18 protein-coding genes and 1 pseudogene are annotated in these 17,507 nt (G+C 42.8%); 15 read left to right on the forward strand and 4 right to left on the reverse strand.

What is annotated here, in order from left to right:
* Positions 1–55: 55 nt before the first annotated feature.
* The 9 genes and pseudogenes from D1367_RS17370 to D1367_RS17405 all read left to right on the forward strand — a co-directional run bounded on the left by D1367_RS17370 (position 56) and on the right by D1367_RS17405 (position 8,188).
* Positions 56–364 carry a carbon dioxide-concentrating mechanism protein CcmK gene (locus D1367_RS17370; protein WP_012410633.1) on the forward strand — a complete coding sequence of 103 codons (309 nt, stop codon included), beginning with the start codon at positions 56–58 and terminating at the stop codon, positions 362–364.
* Between the two features lie 95 nt (positions 365–459).
* Entirely contained in the window at positions 460–804 is a 345-nt protein-coding gene (locus D1367_RS17375) for a carbon dioxide-concentrating mechanism protein CcmK (RefSeq protein WP_010995041.1), read from the forward strand.
* A 7-nt stretch (positions 805–811) separates the two neighbouring features.
* Complete coding sequence (locus D1367_RS17380; RefSeq protein WP_100899927.1) at positions 812–1,114, forward strand: beta-carboxysome shell vertex protein CcmL; 303 nt, start codon at positions 812–814, stop codon at positions 1,112–1,114.
* A gap of 122 nt (positions 1,115–1,236) precedes the next feature.
* On the forward strand, positions 1,237–3,195 hold the full coding sequence (locus tag D1367_RS17385) for a beta-carboxysome scaffolding protein CcmM (RefSeq protein ID WP_476739223.1): 1,959 nt from the start codon (positions 1,237–1,239) through the stop codon (positions 3,193–3,195).
* Positions 3,176–3,244: pseudogene (locus D1367_RS33430) on the forward strand (hypothetical protein); the annotation flags it as partial. The gene D1367_RS17385 and the pseudogene D1367_RS33430, both read left to right, overlap by 20 nt.
* 155 nt (positions 3,245–3,399) lie before the next feature.
* On the forward strand, positions 3,400–4,182 hold the full coding sequence (locus D1367_RS17390) for a beta-carboxysome scaffolding protein CcmN (RefSeq protein ID WP_118167517.1): 783 nt from the start codon (positions 3,400–3,402) through the stop codon (positions 4,180–4,182).
* A gap of 57 nt (positions 4,183–4,239) precedes the next feature.
* Positions 4,240–5,028: a beta-carboxysome assembly protein CcmO gene (locus tag D1367_RS17395; RefSeq protein ID WP_118167518.1), complete on the forward strand. Its 789-nt coding sequence runs from the start codon at positions 4,240–4,242 to the stop codon at positions 5,026–5,028.
* Positions 5,029–5,532: 504 nt separating this feature from the next.
* Positions 5,533–6,474: a LysR family transcriptional regulator gene (locus tag D1367_RS17400; RefSeq protein ID WP_118167519.1), complete on the forward strand. Its 942-nt coding sequence runs from the start codon at positions 5,533–5,535 to the stop codon at positions 6,472–6,474.
* 100 nt (positions 6,475–6,574) lie between these two features.
* The gene (locus tag D1367_RS17405) at positions 6,575–8,188 is read left to right on the forward strand and encodes a mucoidy inhibitor MuiA family protein (protein WP_118167520.1); all 1,614 of its coding nucleotides are present in this window, start codon (positions 6,575–6,577) and stop codon (positions 8,186–8,188) included.
* 18 nt (positions 8,189–8,206) lie between these two features.
* Here D1367_RS17405 and D1367_RS17410 read toward each other — a convergent pair whose 3' ends face one another.
* Positions 8,207–9,025, reverse strand: coding sequence for a hypothetical protein (locus tag D1367_RS17410; RefSeq protein ID WP_118167521.1), 819 nt, complete (start codon positions 9,023–9,025; stop codon positions 8,207–8,209).
* A 132-nt stretch (positions 9,026–9,157) separates the two neighbouring features.
* On the opposite strand from D1367_RS17410, the gene D1367_RS17415 reads away from it, so the two are divergent.
* On the forward strand, positions 9,158–9,877 hold the full coding sequence (locus D1367_RS17415) for a Uma2 family endonuclease (protein WP_118167522.1): 720 nt from the start codon (positions 9,158–9,160) through the stop codon (positions 9,875–9,877).
* 38 nt (positions 9,878–9,915) lie between these two features.
* Here the strand turns inward: D1367_RS17415 and D1367_RS17420 are convergent, their stop codons facing one another.
* A complete protein-coding gene (locus D1367_RS17420) occupies positions 9,916–10,116 on the reverse strand; it encodes a hypothetical protein (RefSeq protein WP_118167523.1) in 201 nt (66 codons plus the stop codon).
* Positions 10,117–10,364: 248 nt separating this feature from the next.
* Here D1367_RS17420 and mnmE point away from each other — a divergent pair, with 248 nt between their 5' ends.
* From mnmE to D1367_RS17445, 5 genes are all read left to right on the forward strand, one after another.
* Positions 10,365–11,759 carry a tRNA uridine-5-carboxymethylaminomethyl(34) synthesis GTPase MnmE gene (mnmE, locus tag D1367_RS17425; protein ID WP_118167524.1) on the forward strand — a complete coding sequence of 465 codons (1,395 nt, stop codon included), beginning with the start codon at positions 10,365–10,367 and terminating at the stop codon, positions 11,757–11,759.
* 95 nt (positions 11,760–11,854) lie between these two features.
* Positions 11,855–12,358, forward strand: a complete 504-nt coding sequence (locus D1367_RS17430) for a GNAT family N-acetyltransferase (protein ID WP_118167525.1) — start codon at positions 11,855–11,857, stop codon at positions 12,356–12,358.
* A gap of 303 nt (positions 12,359–12,661) precedes the next feature.
* Positions 12,662–13,432 (forward strand): SDR family NAD(P)-dependent oxidoreductase, encoded by a 771-nt coding sequence (locus tag D1367_RS17435; RefSeq protein WP_118167526.1) that lies wholly within the window; start codon positions 12,662–12,664, stop codon positions 13,430–13,432.
* A 49-nt stretch (positions 13,433–13,481) separates the two neighbouring features.
* Positions 13,482–13,811 carry a hypothetical protein gene (locus tag D1367_RS17440; protein ID WP_118167527.1) on the forward strand — a complete coding sequence of 110 codons (330 nt, stop codon included), beginning with the start codon at positions 13,482–13,484 and terminating at the stop codon, positions 13,809–13,811.
* 91 nt (positions 13,812–13,902) lie between these two features.
* The gene (locus D1367_RS17445) at positions 13,903–14,202 is read left to right on the forward strand and encodes a ribbon-helix-helix domain-containing protein (protein WP_118167528.1); all 300 of its coding nucleotides are present in this window, start codon (positions 13,903–13,905) and stop codon (positions 14,200–14,202) included.
* A gap of 636 nt (positions 14,203–14,838) precedes the next feature.
* On the opposite strand, the gene D1367_RS17450 is transcribed toward D1367_RS17445, so the two are convergent.
* Positions 14,839–15,747, reverse strand: coding sequence for an alpha/beta hydrolase (locus D1367_RS17450; protein WP_118167529.1), 909 nt, complete (start codon positions 15,745–15,747; stop codon positions 14,839–14,841).
* A gap of 96 nt (positions 15,748–15,843) precedes the next feature.
* The gene (locus D1367_RS17455; protein WP_118167530.1) at positions 15,844–17,451 is read right to left on the reverse strand and encodes a hypothetical protein; all 1,608 of its coding nucleotides are present in this window, start codon (positions 17,449–17,451) and stop codon (positions 15,844–15,846) included.
* Positions 17,452–17,507 lie beyond the last annotated feature (56 nt).

A 17,507-nucleotide genomic window follows, 5' to 3' on the forward strand; every position in this document is an offset into this window, starting at 1 on the left:
CGTCAAAAATTTTAAGCGACAGTACAGATTGGATTAATATTGTAGGAGTTCTGCGATGCCAATTGCAGTTGGGATGATTGAAACGAAGGGCTTTCCAGCAGTAGTGGAAGCTGCTGATGCGATGGTGAAAGCCGCCCGTGTCACTTTAGTAGGGTATGAAAAAATTGGTAGCGCTCGCGTCACCGTCATAGTTAGGGGAGATGTATCGGAAGTACAAGCTTCCGTAGCTGCTGGGGTTGAAGCGGCGAAAAGAGTCTTTGGTGGTGAAGTGTTATCCACTCACATCATTGCTCGTCCTCACGAAAACCTAGAATACGTATTGCCGATACGTTACACAGAAGCTGTGGAACAGTTCCGTACCTAAAAGCTGTTTAAACAAAGTAATTAACGCTCTTTGCTTTTTTGAGCATCACTTTCTTTTGTCCAAGGCTAAAAACTTTAAATAGGGATTAAAATCTAATGTCAATTGCAGTGGGAATGGTTGAAACGCTAGGCTTTCCAGCAGTAGTAGAAGCTGCTGATGCGATGGTGAAGGCTGCCCGCGTTACTCTCGTAGGCTATGAAAAAATCGGCAGTGGTCGAGTTACCGTGATTGTTCGGGGTGATGTGTCAGAAGTGCAAGCTTCCGTAGCCGCAGGAGTTGAATCTGTAAAGCGAGTTAACGGGGGACAAGTGCTATCTACTCACATCATTGCTCGTCCTCACGAAAACTTGGAATACGTCCTACCAATTCGTTATACCGAAGACGTAGAGCAATTCCGGGAAAATGTGAATGCAATTCGTCCTTTCGGTAGAAGACCGTAATTAAAGAATGCAAGTCGCCAAAGTTCGCGGCACAGTAGTTAGCACGCAAAAAGATCCAAGTCTTCGAGGTGTGAAACTACTGTTGTTACAATTAGTGGATGAAGACGGCAACATCCTGCCACAATACGAGGTAGCAGCAGATAGTGTGGGAGCAGGAGTAGATGAGTGGGTACTTGTCAGTCGTGGCAGTGCCGCTCGTCAAGTTATTGGCAATGAACAGCGACCATTAGATGCAGTGGTAGTAGCGATTATAGATACTATTCACGTTGAAGATCGCCTAATTTACAGCAAAAAAGATCAATATCGATAGTCATTAGTCATTAGTCATTAGTCACTTGTACTGAGCGAAGCCGAAGTATTAGCTCTCGACAAAAGACAAATGACAAAGGACAAAGGACAAATGACAAATGACAATACAGGAGGAATCTCGAAATGGCAGTCCGCAGCACGGCGGCACCTCCAACCCCGTGGTCGAGGAATTTAGCTGAAGCGCAAATCCATCAAACAGCCTTTGTGCATCCGTTCTCCAATCTAATTGGAGATGTACATATAGGTGCAAATGTAATCGTTGCTCCGGGGACTACGATTAGAGCGGATGAAGGCACACCTTTTTATATTGGTGAAAACACTAATATTCAAGATGGTGTGGTGATTCATGGCTTGGAGCAAGGTCGAGTAGTTGGCGATGATCAAAATAAATACTCGGTGTGGGTAGGTAAAAACACTTGCATTACCCACATGGCTCTAATTCACGGGCCAGCTTATGTAGGGGATAATTCCTTCATTGGCTTTCGCTCTACGGTGTTTAATGCCAGGGTAGGTGCAGGCTGCATCGTGATGATGCACGCTTTGATTCAAGACGTAGAAATTCCCGCAGGTAAGTATATACCTTCGGGAGCGATCATTACCAATCAGCAGCAAGCTGACCGCTTGCCAGATGTGCAAGATCAGGATAAGGACTTTGCTCATCATGTGGTTGGGATTAATCAGGCGCTGCGAGCTGGTTATCTTTGTGCTGCGGATAGCAAATGTATTGCACCAATTCGGGATGAGAACACTAAATCTTATAAGGGTAATGGTGTTACTGTTTTAGAGCTAGAAAGGAGTAGTGAAGTGGCGAGCAATAGCTTGGGTGCAGAAACAATAGAGCAGGTGCGCTATCTATTGGAACAAGGGTATAAGATTGGTACAGAACACGTAGACCAGAGACGGTTCCGCACGGGTTCTTGGACTAGTTGCCAACCAATTGAACCGAGATCCATCGGTGAAGCGATCGCAGCATTAGAAAGCTGTGTAAGTGACCATAGCGGCGAGTATGTCCGGCTGTTTGGTATTGACAAAGATAGACGACGTGTGTTAGAGAGCATCATCCAACGCCCGGATGGTGATTTTAAACCAGCTAGCAATTTTAAAGCTCCGGCTAGTAGTCATAGCAATGGCAGCTACAGCAGTAATGGTAATAGTAACGGCTCTAGCAGTGGCAAAGTTAATGGCGAAACTGTAGAGCAAATCCGCCAACTTTTGGCAGGGGGTTACAAAATTGGCATGGAACACGTAGACGAGCGCCGTTTCCGTACTGGTTCCTGGACTAGCTGCAAGCCAATTGAAGCAACTTCCATAAATCAAGTAATTTCCGGCTTGGAAGAATGTATAGAAAGCCATCAAGGCGAGTATGTGCGTTTAATCGGCATTGATACCAAAGCCAAGCGGCGGGTATTAGAAACAATTATCCAACGTCCAAATGGTCAAGTAGCCTCTTCTGGTAGTAAGAAATCATTTACTAGCAGTGGAACTTCTGGTACTGCTACGGCAACAGCTACCAGCAACCGTTTGAGTACAGAAGTGGTAGACCAACTCCGGCAATTATTGGCTGGTGGGTATAAGATTAGCCTTGAACACGTAGACGAACGACGGTTCCGTACAGGTTCCTGGACTAGTACCGGTCAAATTCAAGCCTCCTCAGAAAGAGAAGCGATCGCAGCCGTAGAAGGACACCTTGGCGAATACCAAGGGGAATATGTCCGCCTAATTGGTATTGACCCCAAAGCCAAGCGGCGAGTATTAGAAACGATTATCCAACGTCCAAATGGCCAAGTAGCCACTTCTAGCAGTCAGAAATCATTTACTAGCAATGCACCCTCTGCTACTGCGACAGCAACAGCAACAGCTACCAGTACCCGGTTGAGTACTGAAGTTGTAGACCAACTCCGGCAATTATTGGCTGGCGGCTCTAAAATTAGCCTTGAACACGTAGACCAACGGCGGTTCCGTACTGGTTCCTGGACTAGTACCGGTCAAATTCAAGCCTCCTCAGAAAGAGAAGCGATTCGCAGCCGTAGAAGGACACCTTGGCGAATACCAAGGGGAATATGTACGCTTAATTGGTATTGACCCCAAAGCCAAGCGTCGGGTATTAGAAACGATTATTCAAAGACCATAGTAGGGAGTGGGGAGTAGGGAGTGGGGAATGGGGCATTGGTAGATTAATCAATAAATAATTCTTCTTCCCCTGCCTCCCCTGCCTCCCCTGCTCCCCCTGCCCCCTCTACCCCCTCATCCCCATTCCCCACTCCGGCTTCCGAGGTTAAAATTTCCATGTCTGTGCTGTCACTGCGCCTCAGCAATAACTTTGATTCTTACATTAGTGGTGAGGTGACTATTCATCCAAGCGCAGTACTTGCACCTGGGGTGATCCTCCAAGCGGCTGTAAACAGCAAGATCATCATTGGGCCAGGGGTCTGTATTGGCATGGGAGCAATTCTCCAAGTCCATGAAGGAACCCTAGAGGTAGAAGCAGGCGCAAACTTGGGAGCCGGTTTTTTGATGGTTGGCAAAGGCAAAATTGGAGCAAATGCTTGCATTGGTTCGGCAACAACAGTTTTTAACTGTTCAGTTGAAGCTGGACAAGTAATTGCACCTGGTTCGATTTTGGGAGACACCAGTCGGCAAATTACCCAAACAGCCCAAACAAAGGAACCAGAACCATCTACCAATAACCCAGCTTCTACAAGTGCAGCACCGCAGAAGGAAGAGGAAAATGGCTCAGGGGGAGTTAAGGAAAAAGAAATTTCCTCAACTAAATTCTCAGCTTCAGCTTTTGTGGATTTCAAACAAAATAAGTCGATTTCTTATTTTAAATCTCCCGCCACTCCAGAAAGCCAGTCTCCTCCCGTAGAGGAACCCGCCAATGATGCTAACCCCACGTCGCAACAAGCCGCCCAAGAGTCTACAGAAGATGACTCAGACCCCAATCAGCTAGCCACAGAACCCTCTAACGGTTTCGGGACTCAAATTTATGGACAAGGGAGCATACACAGACTGTTGACTACATTGTTTCCCCATAGACAATCCTTGAGCGACCCAAACTCTGACGTTTAGTCTGAGTAAGTGTTAATTGTAAGTTGTCAGCTTTGTGATTATCTGGGAAAGTTCATAATGGAAACATCTAATCAACGGTCTATGAGTACCATGCATGGAGCCAGTAGTCAAGAAACCTTCCAGGACACTGCTTTAGGTTTAGTTTCTACCCGCAGCTTTCCAGCAATAGTTGGGACGGCGGATATGATGCTGAAATCAGCAGGAGTTCACCTAGTGGGGTATGAAAAAATTGGTAGCGGGCATTGTACTGCGATCGTTCGGGGTGGAATTGCTGACGTGCGTCTTGCCGTAGAATCTGGTGTCCAAACGGCTGAACAGTTTGGTCAGTTGGTTTCTAGCTTGGTGATTCCCCGACCTTATCCCAACCTAGATATAGTACTTCCCATCACAACCCGTTTTACTAAATTGATGGAAGAGGGGAATTACAGCCGTCTGAGTAACCAAGCAATTGGTTTGGTAGAAACGCGAGGATTTCCAGCAATGGTAGGAGCATGTGATGCCATGCTTAAAGCTGCTGATGTTCATTTAGCAGCTTATGAAAAAATTGGTGCGGGTTTGTGTACAGCCATTATTCGGGGTTCCGTAGCAAATGTAGCAGTAGCAGTGGAAGCGGGAATGTTTGAGGCAGAACGCATTGGGGAATTAAATGCAGTAATGGTAATTCCCAGACCACTAGATGAAATGGAGCTAACCTTGCCATTAGCAAGATGCTGGATAGAAGAACGCGAACCGTTAAACTTACCAGTGAATATTAAAGAACAAGTTGCCGAAATTGAGGTACTAAGATTACCAGATTTAACCAAGCTCCCAACAAAAATTGCCGAAGAATTATGGAATGATGAATGATGATAGATGAATTTGGGAAAACCATCATTCATCGGAAAGTGGAAGGAATCTTACGCTTTTCTTGTTGTTCTGATAATAGCTTCTTGAATCCATAAATAAAATACCTTTATTTTAATAGAAGTAATAGAGTTTTGTCTATAATATATAAAACTCATAACTTTCTATGAGCATTGCTATAAAATTTGCAACTGTTCAGTAATACTAGTGGTCTGTTTCATTAATTTTGCGGGGTTGTAAAGACGCGAAGTTTCGCGTCTCTACAGGGTTTTGGTAACAAACTAATCAATCAGAACTTATGAGACAGACTACTAGTTTTAACCTGAGTTCGATGAACCTCTCCCGGACAGCCTCCCTCTGGGAAACGGAAAGGGAGGAGCAACGAAATAATTCAGCTTTTTGCTCCCCTCTGTGCGCCGGAGAGGGGCTGGGGGAGAGGTCAAATAAGGCTTGTCGAACTCACGTTAGTTTTATATCGATAAATAGCTATATACAGGAGAACCACCTTTGAAGCAAGCGACGCTGCACCAATTAAAGGTTTTCGAGGCGGCGGCACGGCACAGTAGCTTTACTCGCGCTGCTGAGGAATTGTTTCTCACTCAACCTACCGTTTCGATGCAGATTAAGCAACTCACAAAATCGGTAGGGTTGCCATTATTTGAGCAAGTGGGAAAGCGGTTGTATCTCACCGAAGCAGGACGAGAATTATTTGCTACTTGTCGGCAGATTTTTGAAACTATAGCCCAGTATGAAATGAAGGTAGCAGATTTAAAAGGGCTAAAACAGGGGCAATTACGTTTGGCAGTAGTTACAACAGCAAAATATTTTATTCCACGTTTGTTAGGGCCGTTTTGCGAACTTTATCCAGGGATTGATATCTCTCTGCAAGTAACAAATCACGAACAAATCTTGGAACGGATGAGTAATAATCTGGACGACTTATATATTATGAGCCAAGTTCCAGACAATATGGATGTGACTTGTGAACCATTTTTAGAAAATCCTTTGATAGTTTTTGCACCAGTTAATCATCCGTTATCCAAAGAAAAAAATATTCCGATCCAACGCCTGTCTAACGAACCTTTTATTATGCGAGAACCAGGTTCAGGAACTCGTCGCGCCGTCCAAAGTCTGTTTGAAGAACAAGGGGTGACAGTAAAAGTCAAGCTGGAATTGGGAAGTAACGAAGCAATTAAACAAGCGATCGCAGGTGGTTTAGGAATTTCCGTTTTATCCCGTCATACCTTACTATTAGACGCCTCAGAGTTTAGCATTTTAGATGTACAACACTTTCCCATTCAGCGAAATTGGTACATGGTTTACCCATCTGGCAAACAGCTATCGATAGTCGCTCGTGCCTATTATGAATATCTCCTGGCTGCGGCAAAGAATTTTGTAGAGCAAAACGCTGATAGTGCTTATAGTACATTTGATCTAAATCACGAGTAAAATAATTCCTAATTACGAATTACCTAAAGGGGTTGACGGCTAGACCGAGAAGCATTGACAATTAACCAGCAGAACCATTAAGAATGGGGGAAAACTGGCAGTGGTTAACCCGGAAATACCGTCTTGGCGCAAAACAGTACAAAGCGAGATTGTAGCTGTTACCGTATATGCTGACAGAGCATTGGTTACACGGCGTGGTGTAGTTGATTTAACAGGAATTGAACAGGAATTAGTAATTACCCCAGTGCCAGAGATGGAAACTGAGTCTATCAGGGTGAGTGGTACTGGTACGGTAGGGGTGCGAATGCTTGGAGTAAGTAGCGATCGCATCTACACCACTGAACCTGTAGCGGAGCTTGCACATTTAACAAGGCAAATTCAGCAGTTAGAAGCAGAAAAACGCCACCTGCAAGCCCAAGTCGATGCTTTAGCATTGCAGTCTAGTTTTATCGCCGGGTTGCGTGAAAAAACAGAGGAACCCTTTGCACAGAGTTTGTCTCGGAAAAATCTTAGCCTGAGTGAAACTTTGGATTTTTTAAACTTTCTCGGAAGCCAGTATAGTGAGTATGCGATCGCATCTGGAGAGTGCAAAACCCAACAGCAGGAATTAGACAAACAACTGCAAGCACTCCACACTTCATTGCAAAAAATCCAAACACCCCATCCTAAAGAGAGTTTTAGCTTAGTTGTAGGAGTTGAAGTTGCAGGTGAAGGTAAATTTGAATTAGAGGTGTCTTACATAGTAAATCGCGCCAGTTGGACTCCGCTATATGACTTGCGTAGCACCACCAGCGATATTGTCCATTTGAGCTACCTTGCAGAAATCACTCAAAGCACTGGTGAAGATTGGATTGGTGCAGTTCTCACCCTTTCTACCGCTAAACCGGGATTAGGTACACTCCCACCCAAACTTGAACCCTGGTATATTGATGCCCCACGTCCACAACTGTTACGACAACGACGATTTGCTGCCCAGCCACCACTCCTACCTACCATAGCAGCCCCTGCTGGTGAAGAAAATTGGCAAGAACAAGACGAAGTTACAGAGGATAGTCTCATCCCAGCAGAAACCGTTACAGCAGAAGTATCCAAAGAAGGGAGTGTAGTTACCTTTAAATTGAATGGTGGCGGTAACATTCCTAGTGATGGCGCACCTCATAAAACTACAATTTTCAATGATGATTATCCTTGTAGCTTCGATTATGTGGCAATGCCACGCTTGGTAAGTTTTGCTTACTTGCAAGCCAATGTAAAAAATAATTCCAACGGTGCGACTTTGTTACCAGGCAAAGCGAATATTTTCCGCGACAATGTTTTTATAGGAACAACTCAGTTAGAAAATATTGCACCAGGGCAAGAATTTAAACTGAACTTAGGGATTGATGAAGGTTTAAAAATTGAGCGCGAATTAGTTGAACGTCTGGTAGATAAAAAATTAATTAGCAACCAGCGCCGGATTACTTATAGTTATCGGTTGTTCATTACTAACTTATTAGAGAAAGAAGTAAATCTGGAAATAACTGAACAATTGCCAGTTAGCCGCAACGAGCAAATTAAAGTGCGTCTGAGCCGCAGCAACCCGCAAATTCAACTTGGTGAAATGGGAATTTTAGAATGGCAGTTAACTCTTCCACCCCAGGAGCGACGAGAGGTATATTACCAGTTCATTGTTGAGCATCCGCCTGAGTTAATGGTTGTTGGCTTAGATATTTAGCCTTTCAGCATATTAAAACTAATCTTTATCAATCTTTAAATTAGCTGGAGTAATTGAAAAGTTGATTTGCCATTTCAGCTTAGATATGTCACCTTGTAAGTATTCATAAATAGCCGTCGCTACATCAGAAGATCGATTGAGGGGAACAACATAATCGAATACCCTTGTCATCGCTTTCAGAGTTTCAGATGTCCATTCTCCATCTACTACAAGAACTGCAAGCAATTCCTTATTCTTGCCTTTCCAGTTAATCGCTGAAAACATTTTGTCTTTTGCATATAGTGAAGCGTGTCTGGAAGATGACTTTCTTACCTCTATAAGAGCTTTTGGAAATTTTTCATCTGGAATAGCAAAGTCGGCTCGGAAGTTATAAATAACACCCTCAAGAGAGCTATATTCAGACTCTAACTTATAAGGAACGTTAGCATCATCAAGAGCCTTAGCAACAATACGTTCAAGAAGTACTCTACCTACTAAATCACGGACAATGCCCTCAAGAGTTGGTTCAATACTCTGCAAAATTTGTTGGCGAGTCATAGTCTGGCCAGGCTTTCGTTTATTCAATATTTCAGCCAGTTTTTTAGCTGCTGGTTGTGAAATAGCATTATCCGATACATTGCCAATTTGTTTTTTTAACGCCGCCTTACTTGTAATATTGGCAAGGCGCTGAAGAATCGGAAGCATATAGGAATTACATTGAATATAGTCAGCATGAAATTCCTCAAGTCCTTTTGTGATGATATACAGTTCATTTAAAAGATTTTCTACTCTGTTTCTTAGCTGAATGTATACACCTTTTGTAATTGCTGACTCTACATCAAAAGGGACAGCTTGCATCCGAAAAAGTTCTTGTACAACCTCTTGTGGACTAGCTTCATAATACCTGAGAGATATACTGACAAACTGCTTGCTGCACGTCTACGCTCCTCACTGCTACGCTAAACTTATAGCACTAAGACACTTGCTGCCATGTCTGTCGCCAAAGATTTTCAAGTTTCAAAAGATGTTATATTTCCGCCAGGGGATTTATATAGTGACGAACCGCCTTTGGAAACTGACTTACATCGGCTACAAATGACACTGCTGATTCAATGCTTAGAGTGGCTGTGGCAAAATCGTAATGACTTTTATGCATCGGGTAATCTCACCATTTACTACAGTCCACGCCAGCGCAAATCAGAAAACTTCCGGGGGCCAGATTTTTTTGTAGTACTAGGGACTGAACGCAAACCCCGTAAAAGCTGGGTTGTTTGGGAAGAAGATGGCAAATATCCCAATCTAATTATAGAAATTCTCTCAAATAGCACAGGCGATACTGATAAGGGCTTAAAAAAACAAATTTACCAAGATATCTTTCGCACACCAGATTACTTCTGGTTTGACCCAGAAACTTTAGAATTTACAGGGTTTCATTTGCTTGATGGTGAATATCAACCACTAGAACCCAATCCCCAAGGCTGGTTGTGGAGTCAACAGCTAGGTTTATATTTAGGTGTTTATCAAGAAAAGTTACGCTTTTTCACGCCTGAAGGAGAACTGGTTCCAACACCGGAAGAAGTTGCACAACAGGCTGAACAAGAAAAGCAACGCGCTGAACAAGAAAAGCAACGCGCTGAACAAGAAAAGCAACGTAGCGATCGCTTGGCGGCAAAACTGCGAGAATTAAATATAGATCCAGATACTATTTAACCTTTGCACTGTCTTGCTTGTGCCTGTTGGCGCGAATGTTATATATCTTCAGGAAGAACCCATTTTGGCGGTTCTGTCATTTTTTTTCGCAGGCGTTCTTGTGCCAACTCCAACATTTTGTCTAAGGGAGTCTCTTCAATAAATTTTGCAGCCGCCTCTCTATACTCGATATTGGGGCATTTATCCCCTAAAACACACCCGTTAACACAGGCTACAGCGCAGTTAATTTTTTGCTCCACAGTAAATTCCTCTCTCTAAAAGTTATGAGCAGAGACGCGATTAATCGCGTCTGTACAAGAGTTATAATATTCACCCCTAACTCTTTCCTATCAGGCATTACCCTCCAGGTAAATTTTACCTTGCCAGTTGCCATCCTATTAGTCTAAATACTTACCATTTAGAAAGTTATCGGTTATGAGTTATGATTTTGACTCCTAACTAGAGACGTAATTAATCGTGTCTCTCCTCATTCTTATGAAAGGCGCTCATGTCAGAAGTTTTTGCTATTACTGGAACTATCGCTGCGATCGCCACTGCTGTTGTCCCCCAACAGGGTAGTGTTGGTATTGTGCGGGTGTCTGGTTCCCAAGCAATGGCTCTAGCCCAAACTCTTTTTCATGCACCAGGACGGCAAGTTTGGGAAAGTCACCAGATTCTCTACGGTTACATTCGCCATCCTCAGACGCAACAACTGGTAGATGAAGCCCTGTTGCTGATTATGAAAGCACCCCGTTCTTACACCCGTGAAGATGTGGTGGAATTCCATTGCCACGGGGGAATTATGGCAGTGCAACAGGTATTACAACTCTGTTTGGAAAACGGCGCTAGACTAGCCCAACCAGGAGAATTTACTCTCCGCGCCTTTTTGAATGGACGATTGGATTTAACTCAAGCCGAAGGTATTGCTGATTTAGTGGGAGCTAAATCGCCTCAAGCTGCTCAAACTGCCTTAGCTGGTTTGCAGGGGAAATTAGCTCATCCGATCCGGCAGTTACGCGCCAACTGTTTGGATATTTTGGCAGAAATCGAAGCTCGAATCGATTTTGAGGAAGACCTGCCCCCGTTGGATGATAAAGTCATAATATCAGAAATCGAGAAAATTGCCGCAGAAATCACTAGGTTATTGGCAACCAAAGACAAAGGTGAGTTGCTACGTACAGGTTTAAAAGTGGCAATTGTGGGGCGTCCGAATGTGGGTAAGTCGAGCTTATTGAACGCTTGGAGCCAGAGCGATCGCGCCATTGTGACTGATTTACCCGGTACAACCCGCGATGTGGTGGAATCTCAGTTAGTTGTCGGGGGAATTCCTGTACAAGTGCTTGATACAGCAGGGATTCGGGAAACAACAGACCAAGTGGAGAAAATTGGCGTCGAGCGATCGCGTCGTGCCGCAAATGCAGCAGATTTAGTCTTGCTTACCATTGATGCTTCAGCCGGTTGGACGGAAGGCGATCGAGAAATTTACGAACAGGTAAAACACCGTCCATTAATTCTAGTTATTAACAAAATCGATTTATTAGAAGAAGACGAAAGCAAATATCTTCAATCCAAAATCCAAAATCCAAAATCTAAAATTGTCACAGCCGCAGCCCAAAATCAAGGCATTGATGCTTTAGAAACAGCAATTTTAGAGATAGTTAGAGCAGGAAAACTCCAAGCTGCTGATATGGATTTAGCCATTAACCAAAGGCAAGCAGCAGCATTAACTCAATCTAAAATTTCTTTGGAACAAGTACAAGCAACAATTGCCCAGCAGCTACCTCTTGATTTTTGGACAATTGACTTACGGGGTGCGATTCAGGCATTAGGAGAAATTACTGGTGAAGAGGTTACAGAATCAGTTTTGGATAAAATTTTTAGCAAATTTTGTATTGGTAAATAAAGGGTATATTGCCAAAAGCGAAATGCAACCCAACATTTATAGTAATCTGTGTGAAGTTTTACTATTATTCAACTTAACCTGCAATTGATAACTAAATGTACATCTCAATTCGCCAAGCAACCATACAAGATACGCTGATAGTCTCAGATGTTTTATTAGAAGCAGCTTTGTGGCTCCAGAAGCGTGGTATGCCTCTGTGGCGTGATAGCGAGGTTTCGCCAGAAAATATCTCGGAAGATGTTGCCAACGGCTTGTTTTTTATTGCTGAATGGGCGGGTGAACCAGTTGGTACAATCAAGTTTCAGCTTGAGGATTTACTTTTCTGGCCTGACATTTCTCAGGAAGAGTCAGCATTTGTACATCGTCTTGCTATTCGGCGACATTGCTCTGGCGGTAAAGTCTCTTCAGCACTACTTACTTGGGCTGTTGAACACGCACAAACATTTGGTAAACGTTATTTACGTCTAGATTGCGATGCTTCGCGTCCGCGCTTAAGAGCAGTATATGAAGACTTTGGTTTCCGTCATCACAGCGACAGACAAGTTGGCGCTTATTTTGTCTCTCGCTACGAATATAAAATACCTCCACAACTGACCTAAATTGGGGAGCAATGCGATTTTGTTAGATCGGACTTTAATTCTCAGTTATAGAGCTAGATTCTCAATAAAAACAGTTATTTGGCTGCGATCGCAGCCCTAAATGGGTGATTTAGTACCCGAATTTTAAGCACCTCACAAAATCGCATTGCTCCCCCTAAATTGATATAGCAGTCCTAAATCATTCGTGAAAATTATATCTCTCTTTCTTCTTTCTTTCCTTTGCGTCCTTCTCTAACGAGACGCTAACGCGAAGGCGGTTCGTTTCCTAATCTATATTTTTCACAAATCAAATAGAATTGCTATATGTCTTTTATCGATGAAATTAATCCTGTGAATGCATTGATTGTGGGAGCTAGCCAAGGTATTGGTTTGGGTTTTGTAAAAAAATTGCTACAAGATGACAGAATAGCCAAAGTTTATGCAACTTCTCGTCAACCGGAATCAGCCTCCGATTTAATAGCTCTTGCAGGCGAACATTCTGGGCGATTAATTTGTTTGGAGATAGATATTACTGACGAATTGCAGATTGTTGAAGCTGTTCAAAAAATACGTACCCAAGTTGACAAATTGCATTTGGTAGTCAACTGTGTAGGACTGTTGCATGAGGATACTTTACAACCAGAAAAAAGCTTAAGACAGATCAATTCAGAAAATTTGCTGCGCTACTTTCAAATAAATAGTATTGGTGCTGTTTTACTGGCTAAACATCTATTGCCTTTGTTTCGTCATGGAGAACGCAGCGTGTTTGCCACTATTTCTGCTAAATTGGGTAGTATTGGCGATAACCAACTTGGTGGATGGTATGGCTATCGCGCTTCTAAAGCAGCACTCAATATGTTGATGCGAACTGCGGCAATTGAGTATAAAAGAAGTTGTCCTAAAGCATTAATAGTGACATTGCATCCTGGTACAACTGATACGCGCCTTTCCCGTCCTTTCCAGGGAAATGTACCTGCGGAAAAATTATTCTCAGTGGAACGCACTGTTACCCAATTACTGACTGTCATCGAACAGCTTCAAGAAGGCGATAGTGGACAGTTTTTCTCATGGGATGGAAGCCGATTACCTTGGTAACTGCGTTACGCTGGTGCTAGTAAAATTACGTTACTTGTAACCAAAGCCTATGAAGTTTTTTGTGCCAGCAGCCAAGGATGATATCAAAGCAGAGCAGGTGTATAGTGCTTTTGCTCGGTCTGTCAAAGCACCAATAACCGAAAAGCGTATTTGGAAGTTACAATGGCGCGATCGCGAAATTGATATGGAATGCGAGGTAGGTAAACCCTTACCACCTTCTTATCAAACTGGGAAAGAGCTAGTTATGGCAATCTTTGAGTGCGAAAACCTTTATAAGATTTGTACTCTTACCCGTGGAGGAGTAAAGGGAGAACCGATCTTGGTTGGCAAAAACTCTGTATCCTCAGCAATATATTTTTCAGATAATGTACATAACTGATTCTTTAATATGCGATCGCTTGTTTGATAGAAGTAGATGCGATCGCAGTGCTAAGGTAGTAGATAAAATCGCTCACTAGATATCTCAAGCTATGACTAACATTCAGATTTCCTTACCTGAGTCGATGAAAGTCTTTGTCGAAGAACAAGTAGCTAAAGGCGATTATAGTTCCGCCAGTGAATATCTTCAAGAGCTAATCTTTCAAGATCAACAGTGCAAAGGTCAAGAAGGAAAACGCACTCAGTTGATTACGAAGCTTCAGACACAGGGTCAACTCAACGATGAGGAATTTGAACTCATTGCAGATAAGTTAGCTGACGAATTTGCACTATGTGTTGGGTCAAATTTACCAGTGTTGTCAGATTATGCTGTGACTCGATCGCCTCTTTAATAGAAGTAAAGTTGATAATTCGGGCTGATCTACTTTTAAAACTTAGCTTCTAAAAACTAGGAAACTGTGACATACTCCTACACTGATTGCAAGCAATACAGTGTAGGCTTCTCAGCGACTCCCGGTATCCCGTCGGACAAAAACTTTCGCTTTGTTTAGACTGCACGAGATGCCCCTTTGCACAGTTGAACAATACAAAAATGTTCAAATACCTTTGTACTGTCAGAGTTTTACCTACCCACAGTGGCGACGCAGAAGCGTCTATTACTGGGTAGAACCCCATACTCTGAGTTGTCAATTTTACTGCGTGCAGGAAGCAGTTAGCTATTAATTTGATTAAACCTGCACCAATTAAGTATATCATAGTTACGGTGAATTGTCGTAACTATGTCTAGAACAAATAGAGTTGAAACAAGGCTTAATGATAGGGAGTTGAGGCTTTTAAAGGAGTTTGCACAAAGTTTAGATATACCGATGTCTGAAGCGCTGAGAACCCTAGTTCAGAGCTTGGCGATTCGTCGCCCACCCCACTCCCTCAATGAGTGACAGTCATTATTGGTCGGGGGTGGGACTCCTTATCGCCCAAAAATTCATCTCGTCGCCTCCCAACGGGAACGGCGAGAGGCTTCTTTTTGATCAAGCTAACTCACTGCTTCCCCGTCCTAACTGCGCTGTCTGGGGTGGTAGATGTCGCTCTAACCAATCTTCTAAATCAGCCAGTACCTCACGGTAATTTAGGTCACTCTGAATTTCGTGATAGGCTCCCGGATACTCGATTCTCAGCTTATCTTTACATTTTACCCGTTGGTAAAAGATGTCACTTCCCGCAGGTAAAGCCACTCGGTCTGCACCACCGTGGAGAATCAACAATGGTAATTGCCAATCAGCTACATGAGCATTAATCCAATCAAGTGTTGCAAAAAATTCTGTAGCCAGACGGGCAGTAGCAAGGGTATGTCGTAGTGTATCCTGAGCGGATGCAGCTAAAACCTGCGGATCTCGTGAACCAGCACTCAGGTCAATGCCTGTATTCAGGCTAAAACGCGGCCACACCCGTGAGAGCATTTTTCCTAAAAGCAGCCGAATCGGTGAAACCCCAACTTTCCCCAAGCTTGGCGCTAGAGCGATCGCACCTTGCAAAACTGATGCTTGTTGAGGATGGCGCAGAATATAATCTAAGATAATCACCCCACCTAAACTATGACCCAAAAGAAAAATTGGGCATCCAGGATTCTGAGTCTGAATTAACTCTAAAAAGGCTCCTAAATCTTCGCAAAACTCACTCCAAGCGTTGATATAGCCGAGCTGACCTGATGAGCGTCCATGACCACGCAAATCTAAGGCGTAGACAGCATATTGTTTAGGTATCAAATGCTGAACTATATTATTGTAGCGATCGCTATGCCCTCCAAGTCCATGTACAATGGTTAATATTGCCCGTACTTTACCCTCAAGATGCCAGCTTTGGTAATACAGGTCAAGTCCTCCAACACCCTGAAATCTGCCTTCTCTACGAGACATGAGGCGATCGCTATGGTCAATCATCTGGTTAGTTTTTTAGATATTTTCCCAGCAAGCTACACCCATTTTAAAATTTATGAATTATGAATTATGAATTTATAATTATTTGGTCATTACGAATTATTTCCTCTGCCATAGTTGCCATAACGACTGAAAAATCTTTACAAATCTCTCTTCTAGCCAGAGCATAACATAATCAACCCATTCTAGAAGTTGCTCTAAGGGGTGTTTCTCGTAACCTGCTGAAGTTGCTTTGGTTTCTATCCAGTCTGGCTGCGCCTCAACTTGACTGTTTTGGTGAAATTGCTGGTGTAAAATTTCCCCTTTACAACTCTCGCTTTTACTTTGGGAAATGCTAGTTCGAGTTTGTTTTGCAGAAGCCATTCTAGATGTTTTTTGACTTCTTCGCATCAAACCAGATCCAACTTTAGGTTGTTTTACAGTCAAATTATTTTGTGGAACATCTGCTAATGATAAACTTGAGACTAAAGCCGGATTTGTCCTCCCAGAAAGTGTAACTGGTTTTTGGGCGATGGTTTCGGTGTCGCCAAATAAATCATTCCATGTTAGCCAAGGATCATCTGTTAAATCCTGGTTCTCTAACTGAGAGTTTTTGGATAAAGACTTTCTCTGGCGTGATGATAATACTTTACCTGGCAATTTATCATCACTGGTTGTTGACTCAAGTGTTTTTCTATTTCCAATACCAAAAAAGTAATTAAGCGCTGCCTCAATCAAAGCTTGAAGATTCAGTGTATGAGTTTCTAAACCGTCAGCATTGGCTGTAATTTTTCCCTTAGCAGCTAATTGCTCTTTGCCATAAAGAAATATATTTAATTGAGTTTGGGCAACTTGAACAATTTCTTGGCTACGTTCTTGCACAGGTACTAAAGCATTTGATTCCAATTTAGCAACGGCTATATCTATAAATTCTAATAATCTATCTGTATTAAGTAAATCTTTTGGTATGCCCTCGGCTAAAACTGAATTTTTATCTGTATCCCCATCAGTAAGCCTTGCTAATAAACGGTCAATTTGTGGTAATAGCTTTGTTTCTTGTTTAGCTATAATCAATCGCCAGGACTTCCAGTAATTAGCAATTTCGTTAATAATTCGGTCTTCTAATTTTGCTTGCTGCTGGAGTGTCAAAATATCTAGAATTTCATTGTCGGCAGTAACAAGTACTAAACGACGGGTCATCAAATTTGTGGCAATCCCCCGCACTACTAGAAGATGCTGATTGAGAGCATTTTCTAGCTGTAAAGGGTTGAGACTTCCACTCTGATTTTCAGTAATATTTGATAATTGAGTAAAATTAGGATTATTTGTAGACTTATTATCAGCGAATTTCATCCGTAAAACTTCCAGGAGAGCCAAAGGTTTGACTCTTGTAGGAGTAGAAGCAGCTTCATTAGATGACAGATAATTGACTGCCTCTAGTACATGTTGAATGGGACTATCTACATTTGGAATTTCGGGCTGGAAATCGGTATCATTTGGTTGTAACTTTAGTCTAGTTTGTGGTTCTTTGGTCTGTAGCGTTTTCCCAGATGATTCAGATGACTGAAACAGTAGATACACTGGGTAAAGTAGTACCTCCACACCCCACTTAGTAGCAACTTGCAAATGCCTGAAGGTGTGTTCCCACTGTTGTGTCACCCGCCGAGATTGCTGGTGGACAAAGTTAAATAGTCTGCTTTGATAACGACCAGAGGAACCAGAAGACATAGTAGTAATTTTTTAGTTCAAGTCTTGTATAAGTTGTGAGACTCGCGCCAAACAAT

Source organism: Nostoc sphaeroides (assembly GCF_003443655.1).
GTDB lineage: Bacteria > Cyanobacteriota > Cyanobacteriia > Cyanobacteriales > Nostocaceae > Nostoc > Nostoc sphaeroides.